Below are 14,484 nucleotides of genomic sequence, written 5' to 3'. Positions count from 1 at the left end.
TGCACTCTCGAACCGAAGAAGTGCACTCTCGATTGTCGCAATCAAGAGTCAGAGACTGTCGCCGACCAGGCTCGGCTCGTTGACGAGGCGGATCCCGAACGCATCCTGCACCCCGTCGCGGATCTCACGCGCGAGCGCGACCACCTGCGCCGCCGTCGCTCCCCCACGGTTCGTCACCGCAAGCGTGTGTTTCGTCGAGAGCGCAACGGGACCGGGCAGCCCGTACCCCTTCACGAACCCGGCGTGGTCGATGAGCCAGGCCGCACTGGTCTTGACGAGACGGCCCGGCACCGGCCAGCGCGGCGGCGTCGGGCCGTCGTAGCCGAGCCGCTGCGCCGCGAGCTCGGCCAGGTCTTCGAACTCGTCCGCGGTCAGGACAGGGTTGGTGAAGAACGACCCGCACGACCAGGTGTCGTGATCCTCAGCGTCGAGCACCATCCCCCGGCGGGCACGCTGCGCGAGCACTGCGCCGCGGGTCTCGGCCAGGGACACCCGTGCCCCGAGCTCGACGGCGAGGCCCTTGGCGAGGTCGGGGTAGGCGATCGGAGTCGACAGGTCAGCCAGCTCGAACTGGAACAGGACGTCGAGCACGACCCAGCGGTCACTGCCCTTGAACCGCGAGTGCCGGTACCTGAAGTGGCAGTCCGGCCCCGCGAAGGTGTGCACCCGCTGCTCCTGCCGGTCCCACGTGCGCACCTGGGCGATGGTCTGCGCGACCTCCTGGCCGTAGGCGCCGACGTTCTGCACGGGGGTGGCCCCGGCGAGCCCGGGTATGCCGCTCAGTGCCTCGATCCCGGCCCAGCCCTCACCGACGGCGCGGGCCACCACGTCGTCCCACGGCTCCCCCGCAGCGACCCGGACCATGGCACCGCCGCAGTAGTCGGCCGAGAGCGGGGCCAGGCCCCGCGTGGCCACGCGCACGACGGTCCCCGGGAACCCCTCGTCCGGGATGACGAGGTTCGACCCACCGGAGAGCAGCAGGAGTGGCTCCCCGGCATCGTCGACCTCACGGACCGCGTCGACGAGCTCATCGGTGCTCTCGACGGTCACCAGGCGCGCGGCCGCGCCCCCGACCCGCATCGTCGTGAACGGAGCGAGCGCGACATCGGACTGCTCGCGCATGGACCGACGGATCAGTCGAGCTGGACGACGGCCAGTGCCTTGCCCAGCACCTTCTGGCCACCGGACTTCGCAGTCAGCTCGACGGTGGCGCGGCGCTCCTCGGTGTCCACGGCCTTGACGAGGGCGCTGACCTCGATGTCGGCGCCCTCCTCGTAGGACACCACGACCGGCTTGGTGAAGCGGACGCCGTACTCGACGATCCGGCCGGCGTCACCCGCCCAGTCCGAGACGACGGTGACGGCCGAGCCCATCGTGAACATGCCGTGGGCGATGACGTCAGGCAGACCGACGCTCTTGGCGAAGCGCTCGTCCCAGTGGATGCGGTTGCGGTCGAGCGATGCCCCGGCGTACTGCACCAGGCGGGCTCGGTCGACATGGATGGTCTTGGCGGGCAGCTTCTCGCCGACGGTGACCTCGGCACAGACTGGGACGCGGCCGGTGGTTCGGGCCTCGGTCATCATTCGCCTCCTCGGATGACGAGGGTCGATGTCGCGGTGCACACCGGCTCGCCCGTCGCGGTGGCCAGCTCGGACCGCGTCGTCACCATGGCATGGCCCCCGGCCTCGCGGACCCCGTCGACGTGCAGCGTCCCGACGATCGAGTCGCCCGCCGTGAGCGGGCGGTGGTGGACGAACTTCTCCTCACCGTGCACGACCCGGGAGAAGTCGATGCCCGCCTCGGGGTCGGTGATCAGCTGACGGTCGCACTGCTGCGCGATGAGGACCGCGAAGGTCGGCGGCGCGATGACGTCGGCGTAGCCGCGGGCGCGGGCGACCTCGGCGTCCACATGGACCGGGTCGGTGGACCCGACGGCGTCGGCGAACTCGCGGATCTTGGCCGCGCTCACCCCGTAGGGCTTCGTGGGTGGGTACGTGCGCCCCTGGAAGTCTGCGTTCACCGGCATGACGGCAGCCTATCGGCCCGGTAGGCAGGCTCCGTGCCCGGCCCGAGCGGGCGGAGTCGTACGCCGCTGGGTCCGCTGGGCGGCATACGAGAAGCACCGCTTCCCATGGCCCGAGGAAGCGGTGCGTCGAAAGCGTCGGCTCAGCGCGTCTCGCGGTGCTCCGTGTGGTGGCCGCAGTTCGGGCAGAACTTCGCGAGCGCGAGCCGGTCGGGGTTGTTGCGGCGGTTCTTCTTCGTGATGTAGTTGCGGTGCTTGCAGTCCACGCACGCCATCGTGATCTTGGGACGGACGTCGGTGCTCTTGCTGGCCACTGCAACCTGCTCTCGGGTCGTGCTGATGGTGGTTCGGGATGTCGGTGCCCCACGGGCGCGCGACGCTCAAGGCTACGCGACCCCGGCGCGATTGAGGAAATCGTCCCGACCGCATCGCTCGCTCTCGGTAGCGGGAGCGGGGCTCGATCCCGCGACCTCACGATTATGAGTCGTGCGCTCTAACCAGCTGAGCTACCCCGCCATGGGCTGCCGCCGCTCCGCGAAGCGATGGCCGACCAGAGCCCCAATAGGGAATCGAACCCTAGACCTTTTCCTTACCATGGAAACGCTCTGCCGACTGAGCTATTGGGGCACCGCCAGCCGGGGAGCCCGAAGGCACTCCAACTGACCTGTGTGCAGCGGTGAGACTACACGGTGCCGACGGCTCCGGTGAAATCGGTACGCCCGGTGGGCGCAGGCGCGCACCTGACCGTAGCGCTGCGATGATGCCGACATGTCCACGCAGGAGACGACCGGTCGCCAGCATGAGGTCTCGATCCACTTCAACCGCTACAGCCTGTGGCGCGCGGGGTGGGTGGTCGTCGCCGTCGTCGCGGCGGCGGCCCTGCTCAAGTGGGTCCTCGAGGACGCCGGAAACGTCATCTTCACGCTCGCCCTGTCCCTGCTCGCCTCGATCGCCATGGAACCGGCTGTCGGCAGGTTGAGCAGACGGATGCGGCGCGGATTCGCGACGGCCATCGTCATGGGCGGTCTGATCGTGCTCGGCGCGGCGTTCGTCTTCGTCTTCGGCCGGCTGCTCAGCGACCAGATCGGCACCTTCGCCAAATCGGTGCCGCACCTCGTGCAGGACTTCACGTCGTGGGCAGGCGAACGCTTCGGACTCGACCTGGACTACGAGAACATCCTCCAGCGGCTCGGTGTCGGCACGGGACTGCTCACCAACGCTGCACAGAACCTCGCCGGTGGCGTCATCGGCATCGTCGCGGCGATTCTCTCGGCCGCCTTCTCCACCCTGACGTTCGCCTTCTTCACGTTCTACCTGTCTGCCGACTCGCCCCGACTCCGGCGGTGGATCGCCCAGCTCTTCCCGCCGAAGCAGCAAGAGGTCTTCGGCGTCGCGTGGAACCTCGCCCTGTCCAAGACCGGCGGCTACGTCTCGGCCCGACTCGTCCTCGCGGCCATCTGCGGAGGAAGCGCGGCGCTGTTCATGCTCATCATCGGGATGCCGTACTGGCTCGCCCTCGGCATCTGGACCGGTCTGGTCGCGCAGTTCGTCCCCACCGTCGGAACCTACATCGCCATCGCACTCCCGGTCGCCCTCGGGCTCATCGGAGACCGGCCGTGGCAGGGCATCGCGGTGCTCATCTTCGCGCTCGTCTACCAGCAGATCGAGAACGTCACGATCGAGCCGCGGATCTCGGCGCAGGCCGTCGACGTCCACCCGGCCGTGTCCTTCGCGTCGGTCATGTTCGGCGCGTCCCTGTTCGGGGTCGGCGGCGCGTTCGTCGCCGTGCCGGTCGCCGCCCTCGGCCTGGCGCTCTTCGACATCTACGTGCACAAGTACGAGGTCCTGCCCCACCCTGACCTCGTGGAGCGGCCCGACGCTGCTGGGACCGCCCCGGGCGAGGAGCCCGCACCGGGGTAGTGCACTCAGTCAGTTGGGTGGGCTTCGAGGGCCTGCCTGGCTCGCGCTACGGCCTGCTCTCGCTCGTCGCGTATGCCGCTCAGCTCGGCAAGCCCACCTGTGGCCTTCTCGAGCCGGTCGCGGGCCGTGGCGAGCTGCCGCTCGAGGTCGGCAACCCCCTCACGTGCCTCGCCGACCCGTGCCTGCTGGACCTCGACCCGATGCTCGGCATCCCGAAGCGCCCGGGTCGCCCGGTCGAGGGCATGCTCGAGCTTCTCCCGCTCAGCGGCGCGGCGACGCTCCTGCTCGGCGGCACGGGCCGCCTCTTCCTCGGCGGCGGCAGCGGCAGCGTCCGGGGTCGCGCCGGCGCGGTCGCCGGTGACCTCCGAACCTCCGGACAGGACCCGGAGCTGTCGGGGCGCCAACGCGGCGACGCCCTCGATGTCGACGCCGCCGAACCCGGAGTACTGCAGCGGCCGCACGAGCGCCCCCGTCATGACCGACTCCTCCGCGCCCTCGTCGGCGATGAAGGCGGTCAGGGTCCGGCGGACCTCCGCCCCGACGGTGTCGCTGACCGGCTGCCCGGCGGTGCGCGCCGCGGACTCGACCTTGCGGGCGAGCGCGTCCACCCGGCGCGCCCGTTCGCGCGAGAGCGCCCGTAGCTGGTCGGCGTCGAGCGTCCGCTGCGCCTCACGGAGCAGTTCGGCGAAGTCATGCAGCCCCTCGAGCTCGTCGGGGTGCTCGCGGACGAAGTGGTTCAGCGCCCACGCGGCGACGGTCGGCTTGCGCAGCGCCCCGACCTGTTTCGCGAGGCTCGTCTCGCCGGCCGCCTTCACCTCCGTCACGATCGCGGACCGCACCGACATGAACTCCCCCAGCTGGGCGGCATACAGCTTCTGGACGGCTGCGCGCAGGTGCAGGATCACCCTCCCATCCTGACCTACCGCCCGCTCCTCTCGAGCGTGCAGCTCTCGCCATCGACAGTGCCCCTGACCCGATCGAGCATGCACCTTCCCCGATCGACAGTTCGCCTCTCCTCATCGACCGTGCACCTGGTCTCGATCGGGCGGACAGTTCTTGGCAGGCTGGGCACATGATCTGGATCTGCGCCACCTGCGCCGTCGAGACCGACGACCTCACCGAGCCGCCGGCCGAATGCGCCATCTGCACCGACGAGCGACAGTGGGTGCCCTCCACCGGCCAGGCCTGGACGACGCTGGAGACCTTGCGCACCAATGGAACATGGATCGCGATCTTGTCGAGCTCTACGAGGACCGACGGCCCGTGGCAACGGGGCTCACCCTGCACCGGGTCGGCGGCCACTTCCCGGGCCAGGCGGTGCTCGAGTGGCGCGACGGCAACGAGGGCCGCGGGGTGCTCCTCGCAGCAGACGCGATCTTTCCCAACCCCGACCGCAGGTCGGTCAGCTTCCTGAGGAGCTACCCGAACCGGATCCCGCTGTCCGCCGACGTCGTCCAGCGGATCGCGGCCCAGGTCGAGGGGATGCACTTCGACCGGCTCTACAACAACTTCGGGACGGTTGTGCCCTCGGGGGCAAAGCAGGTGGTGCGGTCCTCGGCCGACCGTCACGCCGCCTGGGTGCGAGGCGAGCACGACGACCTGACCTGACGCGCCTCGAGACCCTCTGGACGCTCTCTCATCTTGACGAGGCAAGATCGGATGCGTGCTCGTGTTCCAGCTGCCGTCGACGTTCCACTCCCTCATGCCCGCAGCCGGCTCCTTCGGGGCTGGTCGTCTCTTCGCGGTCATCATCATCGTGTTCCTGGCCATCATGGCGGCCTTCATCGTGCCCTTGGAGCTGCGGCTGCGCCGCCAGCGTCGTCAGCGCGGGGGCTCCTCCCCCGGCTCTCACGACGAGCTGTGGCGCGAGTAGGTCCGACGCTGTCAGCCGCGGCAGACGGTGACCACACGACAACTGACATCAAGCGCAGCTGTCGTGGTCGCCCGGCCCGACTCGCCACGAGAACCGACATCGAAGCATGTGTCGTAGTACGCCGCGTCCTCAACCCGGGATGAGTGACGACAGGACGGCCCGGGCGCCGACCATGGCCGGGCCGTACCACGTCAGGAGTCGTCCACTGCAGAGCGCGGTTCGCACCCGGTGGAACGCCTCGGGTCCGTCCTGCTCGGTGAAGAGGTAGGGCTCGTCGGGCAGCAGGACGACATCGAGGTCCTTGCGGTCGAGCTCGGTCAGCCCAACGTGCGGGTAACGGTCATCGTGCGTAGCGAAGACGTTCTGCCAACCGAGCCGGGCCACGAGGTCGCCGGTGAAGGTCGAGGACCCGACGACCATCCACGGGTCGCGCCAGATCGCGATGGCCACCTGTGCCGTCGGCTCGGGCACCGGGCCGCCCCACTCGGCGTCTGCCGCCCCGAGCCACTCCGGCACGCCCACCTGCAGCGCGTCCTCGAAGAGCCGCCGCATCGAGGCGAACGCCTGCGGCACCGTCTCGATGTCGGTGACCCAGACGGGGACGCCGCCCTCGCGGAGCCGACGGACGTCGAGCTCGCGGTTCTCCTCCTTGTTGGCCACCACGAGGTCAGGACGAAGGGCCTTGATCGTGTTGAGATTCGGGTTCTTCGTCCCGCGGACCCGCGTGACCTCGAGACCGGCCGGGTGGGTGCACCAGTCGGTCGCGCCGACGAGAACCTCCGGGCACGTCTCGGCGATGGCCTCGGTCAGCGACGGCACCAAGGACACGACGCGCCGTGGCGCGTGTCCCGGCTGAGCGGCATACCCAAGATCATCGACCAGCTGCACCATGCCGCCTACCAAACCACGCGGGTCCCTCGAGGGTGCACGGGGGCGCAGGGCCACCAAGGCCCGTGAGCCCCCGTGGGTTTCAGACGTTGCGGCGGTATTGGCCGCCGACCTCGAAGAACGCCTCCGTGATCTGCTGCAGAGAGCAGACCCTGGCCGCCCGCATGAGGACGTCGAAGACGTTGCCGCCCTCGACGGCGACCTTCCGGAGCTCTTCGAGCGCCGGGGTCGCCTCGGCCTCGTGCTCCTGCTGGAAGCCGCGGACGCGGGCGAGCTGCGACTCCTTCTCGTCCTCGGTGGCGCGGGCGAGCTCGATCTTCTTCGGCGCCCCGTCGTCATGGGGGTGGCGGAACGTGTTGACGCCGATGATCGGCAGCGACCCGTCGTGCTTGCGTCGCTCGTAGAGCATCGACTCGTCCTGGATCTTGCCGCGCTGGTAGCCGGTCTCCATCGCGCCGAGGACTCCGCCGCGCTCGGTGATCTTGTCGAACTCGCGCAGCACCTCCTCCTCGACGAGGTCGGTCAACTCGTCGATGACGAACGAGCCCTGCAGCGGGTTCTCGTTCATCGCCAGGCCCCACTCGTGGTTGATGATGAGCTGGATCGCCAGCGCCCGCCGGACGGAGTCCTCCGTCGGAGTCGTGACCGCCTCGTCAAACGCATTGGTGTGCAAGGAGTTGGCGTTGTCGTAGATCGCGCAGAGCGCCTGCAGGGTCGTGCGGATGTCGTTGAACTGCATCTCCTGCGCGTGCAGCGACCGTCCTGAGGTCTGCACGTGGTACTTCAGCTTCTGCGACCGGTCGGTGGCGCCGTACTTCTCCCTCATCGCGACCGCCCAGATGCGGCGCGCGACGCGGCCCAGGACGTTGTACTCCGGGTCCATCCCGTTGCTGAAGAAGAACGAGAGGTTCGGCGCGAAGTGGTCGATGCTCATGCCCCGTGCGAGGTAGCTCTCGACATAGGTGAACCCGTTGGCCAGGGTGAACGCGAGCTGGCTGATCGGATTCGCGCCCGCCTCGGCGATGTGGTAGCCGGAGATCGACACGGAGTAGAAGTTGCGCACCTTGTGGGCGATGAACCACTCCTGGATGTCACCCATCATCTTCAGGGAGAACTCGGTGCTGAAGATGCAGGTGTTCTGGCCCTGGTCCTCCTTGAGGATGTCGGCCTGCACCGTGCCCCGCACGTTCGCAAGGGTCTTGGCCCGTATGTCGCCCAGCTCGCTCTCGCTCGGCTCACGCCCCTCGCGCTCGCGGAAGGCCTCGACCTGCTGGTCGATGGCGGTGTTGAGGAAGAAGGCGAGGATCGTCGGCGCGGGCCCGTTGATCGTCATCGAGACGGACGTCGTGGGGCTGACGAGGTCGAAGCCGTCGTAGAGCGCCTTCATGTCGTCGAGCGTTGCGATGGAGACCCCGGAGGTGCCGACCTTGCCGTAGACGTCGGGGCGCGGGTCGGGGTCGCGGCCGTACAGGGTGACGGAGTCGAAGGCGGTCGACAGGCGGGTGGCCGGCTGGCCCTCGGAGAGCAGCTTGAAGCGACGGTTCGTCCGGAACGGGTCGCCCTCACCGGCGAACATCCTGGCCGGGTCCTCGCCCTCGCGCTTGAACGGGAACACGCCTGCCGTGTACGGGTAGTGGCCGGGCAGGTTCTCGCTGCGCAGGAAGGTCAGCAGCTCGCCGTGGTCGGTGTAGCGTGGCAGTGCGACACGCGGGATCTTGTTGCCCGACAAGGACTCTCGGGTCAGCTTGTTGACGATCTCCTTGTCCCTGATCTTGACGATCTGCTCGTCGCCCGAGTAGGACTCGACGACGGCGGGCCAGTCGGCGAGCTGCTTGGCGACCGCCCCGGGAAGGTCGCGGTTGGCCTCGTCGAGCAGGGCCTCGACACCGGTGCTGTCGGTGCCGGCCTGCGCCAGCTCGCCCCGCACGGACTCGAGCTGCTGCACCCGACGCGCCTGGGCGGCATACTCCTTCGTCTGGGTGTGGTAGCCGCGGACGGTCTCGCTGATCTCGGCGAGGTAGCGGACGCGGGAGGACGGCACGACGGTGGCGATGCGGGTCGACTTCTTCGTCGTGACGTGCGGGAGCGCGCCCTCCTCGACGGGCAGGCCGGCCTCGGCGAGCCGGTCGCGGATCTCCTGGTAGAGCGCCGTCACGCCGTCGTCGTGGAAGGTGGCGGCCGAGGTGCCGAAGACGGGCATGTCGTCCGGGCCCTTCCCGAAGGCCTCACGGTTGCGGACCATCTGGCGGCCGACGTCGCGCATCGCGTCGTCGGCGCCGCGCCGCTCGAACTTGTTGATCGCGACGACGTCGGCCTGGTCGAGCATGTCGATCTTCTCGAGCTGGCTGCTCGCACCGAACTCCGGTGTCATGACGTAGAGCGAGACGTCGGCATGGTCGACGATGGCCGCGTCGCCCTGGCCGATGCCGGGGGTCTCGAGGATGACCAGGTCGTAGCCTGCCGCCTTGGCGATGTCGACGACCTGGTCGAGGTTGTCGGGCAGCTGGCTGCGTCCGCGGGTCGCCATGGACCGGAAGATGATCCGGTCTCCGTCGAGCGAGGACATGCGAATGCGGTCGCCCAGTAGCGCTCCCCCACCGCGGCGCCGGGTCGGGTCGATGGCGATGACGGCGACGCGCAGCTTGTCCTGCTGGTCCAGGCGAAGGCGCCGGACGAGCTCGTCGGTCAGAGAGGACTTGCCGGAGCCACCGGTGCCGGTGATGCCGAGGATCGGCACGGTGCGCTGGGCCGCGGCGTCACGGATGCCCGCGACGAGCTCGGCCGACAGCTCGTTCTCCTGGGCCCCGGTCATCGCCCGCGCGACGTGCGCCCGGTCTCCGGAGACGATCGCGGCGAGGTCCGGGTGGCTGATGTCCCACGGGTCGTAGTCGCAGTCCTTGACGACGGAGTTGATCATGCCGACGAGGCCCATCCGCTGGCCGTCCTCGGGGCTGAAGATGTGCACGCCGGACTTGGCCAGGCGCGCGATCTCCTCGGGGACGATGACGCCGCCACCGCCTCCGACGACCTTGATGTGGCCGGCGCCGTTCTCCTTGAGGAGCTGGACGAGGTACTCGAAGTACTCGACGTGCCCGCCCTGGTAGGAGGAGACGGCGATGCCCTGGACGTCCTCGTCGATCGCTGCGTCGACGACCTCCTGGACCGAGCGGTTGTGGCCGAGGTGGATGACCTCGGCCCCCTGGCTCTGCATGATCCGGCGCATGATGTTGATCGACGCGTCGTGCCCGTCGAAGAGGCTCGAGGCGGTGACGAGGCGGATGTGGTGCTTCGGCTCGTGGAGGGCCGGCTTGTCGGACATTGGGGTACTCCGGTGTCGCAGGGGAGGCTGACTCCTCAAATACTAGGACTTCCTAATAATGGACGTCAATTTAAGAGGCTTGCGCGGGCCGGCGCCCACGATGCAGCCCGAGGCGTGCGGCGCTCCGGGCGCCGCCAGGAGGTGATCGGCGATCAGCCGCCGGTCGGGGAGCGGTCGGGGAGCCATTAGCATGTCTTCGATCCACTTTGTCCCGGTGTCGGCGATTTGCGGCCAACCGGGGCTGCCGAGAGAGGAAAAGCTGGCTTTGGAACTTCAGGACTACCTGCTCGTCCTGCGGAAGCGGTGGCGGATCATTGCCCTTGTCACCCTTCTCACCGTCGGGCTCGCTGCGGTGTTCACGATGGTGACGACCAGGACGTATGCGGCGACGACGCAGTTCTTTGTCTCGACCTCCGGCGGTGACAACGCGGCCGCCCTGCAGCAGGGCAACAGCTTCACCCAACAGCGGGTCAAGTCCTACTCCCAGCTCCTCGAGTCTCCCAAGGTGCTCGACCCGGTGATCGCCGACCTCGACCTGGACCTGACTGCGGGCCAGCTCGCCAGCCAAGTCAGTGCGACGATCCCGCTGGACACGGTCATCATCGAGGTCACGGTGACCGACACCGACCCGACCCGCGCGGGCCAGATCGCAGAGTCCATCGGCAAGACCTTCCCGACGACGATCGAGGAGATCGAACGGGTCCAGTCCGGCCAGCCGAGCCCGGTCAAGGTGACGGTCGTGCAGGACGCGAGCGTGCAGTCGGCCCCGATCAGCCCCCGGCCGAGCCGCAACCTCGCGCTCGGTCTGGTGCTCGGCCTGCTCGCAGGCTTTGGCGCCGCCCTGCTGCGCGACCTGCTCGACACCAGGGTCAAGGGCCAGCGTGAGCTGGCTGGCATCACGGACAAGACGATCATCGGCGGCATCGCCTACGACACCGACGCTCCGGAACACCCGCTCATCGTGCAGGTCGACCCGCGCTCGCAGCGCGCCGAGGCCTTCCGGGTCGTGCGCACCAACCTGCAGTTCATCGACGTGGCCAAACCGCCCAAGTCGATCGTCGTCACCTCGTCGCTGCCCGGCGAGGGCAAGTCGACGACGGCCGCCAACCTTGCCCTCAGCATCGCCGAGACGAGCGCCAAGGTGTGCGTCGTCGAGGGCGACCTGCGTCGGCCGCGGTTGCTCGACTACCTCGGCTTCGAGGGCTCGGTCGGCCTGACCGACGTCCTCATCGGCCGGGTCGAGGTCGACGACGTCCTCCAGCCCTTCGGCAGCTCGACGCTGTCCGTCATGGGTGCCGGCCCGATCCCGCCGAACCCGAGCGAGCTGCTCGGCTCCGAGAACATGGCGCAGCTCATCGGCGCCCTTGAGCAGCGCTTCGACTACGTCCTGATCGACGCTCCCCCACTGCTCCCGGTGACGGACGCCGCCGTGCTCAGCACGGTGGTCAGCGGCGCGCTCGTCGTCGTCGGCGCCGGTATCGTCGCCAAGGACGAGCTGCGGCACGCGCTCGAGTCCCTCGACGCGGTCAACGGCCAGGTCCTGGGCCTCATCCTCAACCGCGTGCAGGCCAAGGACGGCGGCGGCGCCTATGGTTCCTACCGCTACGCATACGCCAAGGAGAGCGAGCGGCAGCGCGCCAAGGGCCGGCGCCGCCCACGGAAGGACGCCCAGGAGCCCATACGCGTGGTCTGACCTCAACGTCGCTGTGGATCCCGTATGCCGCTGGGCTTGGTCCGCGCCCGCGCGCGCTCCAGGACGCGGTCTCGCGGGCGCGGGGCGTTGATGTTCGTCCTGTCGATCGGACTTGTCGCGCGTCCGGGTCAGGCCTTGGTCCAGGTCGTCAGGTTGGGGCCGGCGAGCCAGGTCTCGGCGCCGACGGCGAGCCAGCCGGCCGACGCGAGGGTGGACACGCTGACCTCCCCGGGTGCGGCCTTCGCGGTGGTCTTGACGCAGGCGACGCTCACCGGGTCGGCGCCGCGGGCGAGGACTCGCGCGATCTCGACGCCGGCGCAGGCCGTGGTGACCCGCGCGACATAGAGCGCGGGGACGCCGTCCTCGGCGCGAGAGGCGAGGGCCAGCGCGCCAGGGGCATTGCCGGCGTCGGTCCACCTCGAGCCGCCGTCGACGGTCTGCTTGACGCCTCCGTCGAGACACAGGGCCTGCGCCTGCGTGCCCGAGTAGCGGGCCAGGTCGAGGACGGCCTCGTCACCGCAGGGGTGCGAGCCCGGTGCCTGCGGCGTGACGACGACGGTGACGTCCTTGGGGTTGCGGGTCCAGGCGCCGGAGAGCTTGCCCCTGACGCTCCAGGTCTGGCCGTTGTCGCTGGTGGTGCGCTCCGCGAGCACGCACCGCTTGTCGGCGGCATAGATGAAACCGTCGCCCTCCGGCAGCGGCTGGATCCGGCCGATCGCCGCGGCTGGCCTCGTGCCCTTGGTCCAGGCCCTACCGCCGTTGGTCGTCGTCTGCACGAGGGCGCCGGCCCCGGAGCACGTGCCGGACCGGGCGCGCCAGGCCCGGGTCGCGTCGAGACCGACGATCATGACCGTGAGTGGCGCGGCCACGTAGGCCGGCTTGGTCGCGGTGTGCTTCGCCGTGACGGTCGGGGTCGGGGTCACCGTGCCGGTGTGCGAACCGGCGCTCGAGGGCTGGACGGCCACCTCCCCGGAGGGGCGCATGGCCAAGGCCACGAGCGCGACGTCAACAAGCAGGAACGCCACGAGCCCCGCGGTGGCCATCCGTGCTTTCACACTCAACCCCTCAGTGGCGGGGACAGTGCCGCCACGATCGGCGGGAGGTCCTCCTCGATCTGCCTCGCCATCCTGGAGAACTCCTCAGACCCCAGACGATACGGGTCCAGGATGTCCGATTGTTCCTTGGACCTCGGCGGGACGGTCCCGCGACGCGCCGCAGCGAGCGACGCGACGTGCGACACCCAGGTCTGGCCGGGCGCGGGCCGGCCGAGACCGTCCGGGTCGAGCCCGTCGACCAGGTCGGCGAAGTCGGCCCACGTGAAGCAGTAGCGCAGCGCCTTGGCATGTAGCTGTGCCACCGTGGCGCGGTGCTCCCGGGCCGCCGTCAGGACGAGGTCCGCCTCACCGACGCGCTGCGCCGTCACCTGGGTCGAGACGAAGCCGACGACGCTCACGCCGACCTGCCCCAGCTCGTGGGCCGTGCCCGGATCCATACCCTGGCCGACGAGGGCGGCCGTGCCGCCGCTCACGACCTCGACACCGGTCCCCTCGAGCACCTGCGCGAGGCGCCGCTCCATGTAGGGGGACCGGCACACGTTGCCGGTGCACACCACGAGCACGCGCCCGTTGCGGGCTGACGCCTCAGACCCAGCCGACTCCGCCGGCTGCGCCGGTACACCACTGTTGCGGGTCATGCTTCCTTCCTCGTCCTCGAGTAGTAGCTCGCGCAGACATCGTAGGTGGGCAGCAGTGTGGTCTTCCGCTTGAGATGGCAGGCGATCTCGATGACGTCGTTGTCCCTGAAGTACAACCCCGCCACGACGCAGTTGGACCTCGGGTCCTCGGGCTTCTCCTTGATCGACAGGACTCGCCCGCCGGAGTCGAAATCGACCACGCCAAAGCGCTCGGGTCGGCCACCCGGTGAGCGAAAACGTGCCCGCCCACGACGTCCGTGTTGCGCACCAGCCGCGTGCCGGGCCGGCGCCATAGATGTTGTCGCCGAGTACGAGCACGTCGTTGTCCAGAGGCGATGAAGTCGGCACCCAGCTCCGCCCAGACGAACGCTTGGGTGATCCCGTCAGGACTGAGCTCTGAACTGCACGGCATACGAAATGCTCTTCCCACCACTGTGCCCCCCCGTCGCCGAGGAGTCCCTCGAACTGGCTGGCATCGTGCGGCGTCGTGATGACGAGCACGTACGCACTACCGCTCAGGGAGCTCACGTACGACACGACGAGCAGAGGGTGGGGGCGTGACTATGTCAGTGTGTATCCGGCGCGACGGTACCGGCAACGTCTCGGTGTGGCACGGCGCCACGATCGGGACGAACGGACCCGTGATCCAAGGACTGCACCTCGGCGAGGATGCGGCGGTACTGGGGCGGCGCCGCCGCGACACAGGAGCAGGCCAGGATCCCCTCCCCTCTCCCCCGCCCCGCCGTTGGGGGGGCCACGACGGGCGCGCTGGAGCAGGACCTCAACGTCGCAGTGAGCGGCGTGCCCCGGCTGCTCCTGCAGGTCGTCGGCTGGCTCTCCGGCATCGGGGTCGTCGTGCTGCCGCTCGCGGTGGGGACCGACCTGATCATCCGGGCCCGGCCGATGCAGCTGGTCCAGGCGCTCGCCGCTGCGGGGGCGGGCGCTCTCGTCGTCGTCGGCCTGCGCCTGACCACCGGGTCGATGGACCTGCTCGTCGGCCTCACCGCGATCCTGCTCGCGCCCGAGGCGTACTGGCCGATCCGCCGGGTGGGCACCGAGTTCCACTCCGCCGCGG

15 protein-coding genes and 2 tRNA genes are annotated in these 14,484 nt (G+C 69.4%); 5 read left to right on the top strand and 12 right to left on the bottom strand.

Going from position 1 to position 14,484, the window contains the following annotated elements; all coding sequences use genetic code 11:
• Positions 1 to 48 precede the first annotated feature (48 nt).
• The 6 genes from L0H79_RS14915 to L0H79_RS14890 form a co-directional block, all read right to left on the bottom strand.
• Positions 49 to 1,122, bottom strand: a complete 1,074-nt coding sequence (locus L0H79_RS14915) for a UDP-N-acetylmuramate dehydrogenase (protein WP_301485421.1) — start codon at positions 1,120 to 1,122, stop codon at positions 49 to 51.
• Positions 1,123 to 1,133: 11 nt separating this feature from the next.
• Complete coding sequence (locus L0H79_RS14910; RefSeq protein ID WP_301485420.1) at positions 1,134 to 1,580, bottom strand: MaoC family dehydratase; 447 nt, start codon at positions 1,578 to 1,580, stop codon at positions 1,134 to 1,136.
• A complete protein-coding gene (locus L0H79_RS14905) occupies positions 1,580 to 2,026 on the bottom strand; it encodes a MaoC family dehydratase N-terminal domain-containing protein (RefSeq protein WP_301485419.1) in 447 nt (148 codons plus the stop codon). Before L0H79_RS14905 ends, L0H79_RS14910 begins: the two co-directional genes overlap by 1 nt.
• Before the next feature lie 140 nt (positions 2,027 to 2,166).
• On the bottom strand, positions 2,167 to 2,337 hold the full coding sequence (gene rpmG / locus L0H79_RS14900) for a 50S ribosomal protein L33 (RefSeq protein WP_034721175.1): 171 nt from the start codon (positions 2,335 to 2,337) through the stop codon (positions 2,167 to 2,169).
• Positions 2,338 to 2,465: 128 nt separating this feature from the next.
• Positions 2,466 to 2,539, bottom strand: a tRNA-Met gene (locus L0H79_RS14895).
• 38 nt (positions 2,540 to 2,577) lie between these two features.
• A tRNA-Thr gene (locus tag L0H79_RS14890) sits at positions 2,578 to 2,650 on the bottom strand.
• A 141-nt stretch (positions 2,651 to 2,791) separates the two neighbouring features.
• On the opposite strand from L0H79_RS14890, the gene L0H79_RS14885 reads away from it, so the two are divergent.
• Positions 2,792 to 3,943 (top strand): AI-2E family transporter, encoded by a 1,152-nt coding sequence (locus L0H79_RS14885; protein ID WP_301485418.1) that lies wholly within the window; start codon positions 2,792 to 2,794, stop codon positions 3,941 to 3,943.
• A gap of 5 nt (positions 3,944 to 3,948) precedes the next feature.
• Here the strand turns inward: L0H79_RS14885 and L0H79_RS14880 are convergent, their stop codons facing one another.
• Positions 3,949 to 4,848, bottom strand: coding sequence for a hypothetical protein (locus tag L0H79_RS14880; RefSeq protein ID WP_301485417.1), 900 nt, complete (start codon positions 4,846 to 4,848; stop codon positions 3,949 to 3,951).
• Positions 4,849 to 5,164: 316 nt separating this feature from the next.
• Between L0H79_RS14880 and L0H79_RS14875 the strand changes: the two genes are divergently transcribed.
• Positions 5,165 to 5,551, top strand: a complete 387-nt coding sequence (locus L0H79_RS14875) for a hypothetical protein (protein WP_367652475.1) — start codon at positions 5,165 to 5,167, stop codon at positions 5,549 to 5,551.
• A gap of 55 nt (positions 5,552 to 5,606) precedes the next feature.
• On the top strand, positions 5,607 to 5,816 hold the full coding sequence (locus L0H79_RS14870) for a hypothetical protein (protein ID WP_301485416.1): 210 nt from the start codon (positions 5,607 to 5,609) through the stop codon (positions 5,814 to 5,816).
• A gap of 129 nt (positions 5,817 to 5,945) precedes the next feature.
• Here the strand turns inward: L0H79_RS14870 and L0H79_RS14865 are convergent, their stop codons facing one another.
• Positions 5,946 to 6,707, bottom strand: a complete 762-nt coding sequence (locus L0H79_RS14865; protein WP_301485415.1) for a helical backbone metal receptor — start codon at positions 6,705 to 6,707, stop codon at positions 5,946 to 5,948.
• A gap of 79 nt (positions 6,708 to 6,786) precedes the next feature.
• A complete protein-coding gene (gene icmF, locus L0H79_RS14860; protein ID WP_301485414.1) occupies positions 6,787 to 10,023 on the bottom strand; it encodes a fused isobutyryl-CoA mutase/GTPase IcmF in 3,237 nt (1,078 codons plus the stop codon).
• Between the two features lie 265 nt (positions 10,024 to 10,288).
• Between icmF and L0H79_RS14855 the strand changes: the two genes are divergently transcribed.
• Positions 10,289 to 11,716, top strand: coding sequence for a polysaccharide biosynthesis tyrosine autokinase (locus L0H79_RS14855; RefSeq protein ID WP_301485413.1), 1,428 nt, complete (start codon positions 10,289 to 10,291; stop codon positions 11,714 to 11,716).
• Between the two features lie 128 nt (positions 11,717 to 11,844).
• On the opposite strand, the gene L0H79_RS14850 is transcribed toward L0H79_RS14855, so the two are convergent.
• From L0H79_RS14850 to L0H79_RS14840, 3 genes are read right to left on the bottom strand one after another with little or no spacing between them, the layout of a single operon-like run.
• The gene (locus L0H79_RS14850) at positions 11,845 to 12,759 is read right to left on the bottom strand and encodes a hypothetical protein (protein ID WP_301485412.1); all 915 of its coding nucleotides are present in this window, start codon (positions 12,757 to 12,759) and stop codon (positions 11,845 to 11,847) included.
• Between the two features lie 14 nt (positions 12,760 to 12,773).
• Complete coding sequence (locus tag L0H79_RS14845; protein ID WP_301485411.1) at positions 12,774 to 13,409, bottom strand: low molecular weight phosphatase family protein; 636 nt, start codon at positions 13,407 to 13,409, stop codon at positions 12,774 to 12,776.
• Positions 13,406 to 13,609 carry a sugar phosphate nucleotidyltransferase gene (locus tag L0H79_RS14840; RefSeq protein ID WP_301485410.1) on the bottom strand — a complete coding sequence of 68 codons (204 nt, stop codon included), beginning with the start codon at positions 13,607 to 13,609 and terminating at the stop codon, positions 13,406 to 13,408. Before L0H79_RS14840 ends, L0H79_RS14845 begins: the two co-directional genes overlap by 4 nt.
• Positions 13,610 to 14,078: 469 nt before the next feature.
• Here L0H79_RS14840 and L0H79_RS14835 point away from each other — a divergent pair.
• Positions 14,079 to 14,484: hypothetical protein (locus tag L0H79_RS14835; RefSeq protein ID WP_301485409.1), on the top strand; the 406-nt coding region annotated here is incomplete at its 3' end.

This window comes from Intrasporangium sp. (assembly GCF_030452765.1).
Lineage (GTDB): Bacteria > Actinomycetota > Actinomycetes > Actinomycetales > Dermatophilaceae > Intrasporangium_A.
This window is presented reverse-complemented; position numbering and strand designations above follow the sequence as displayed.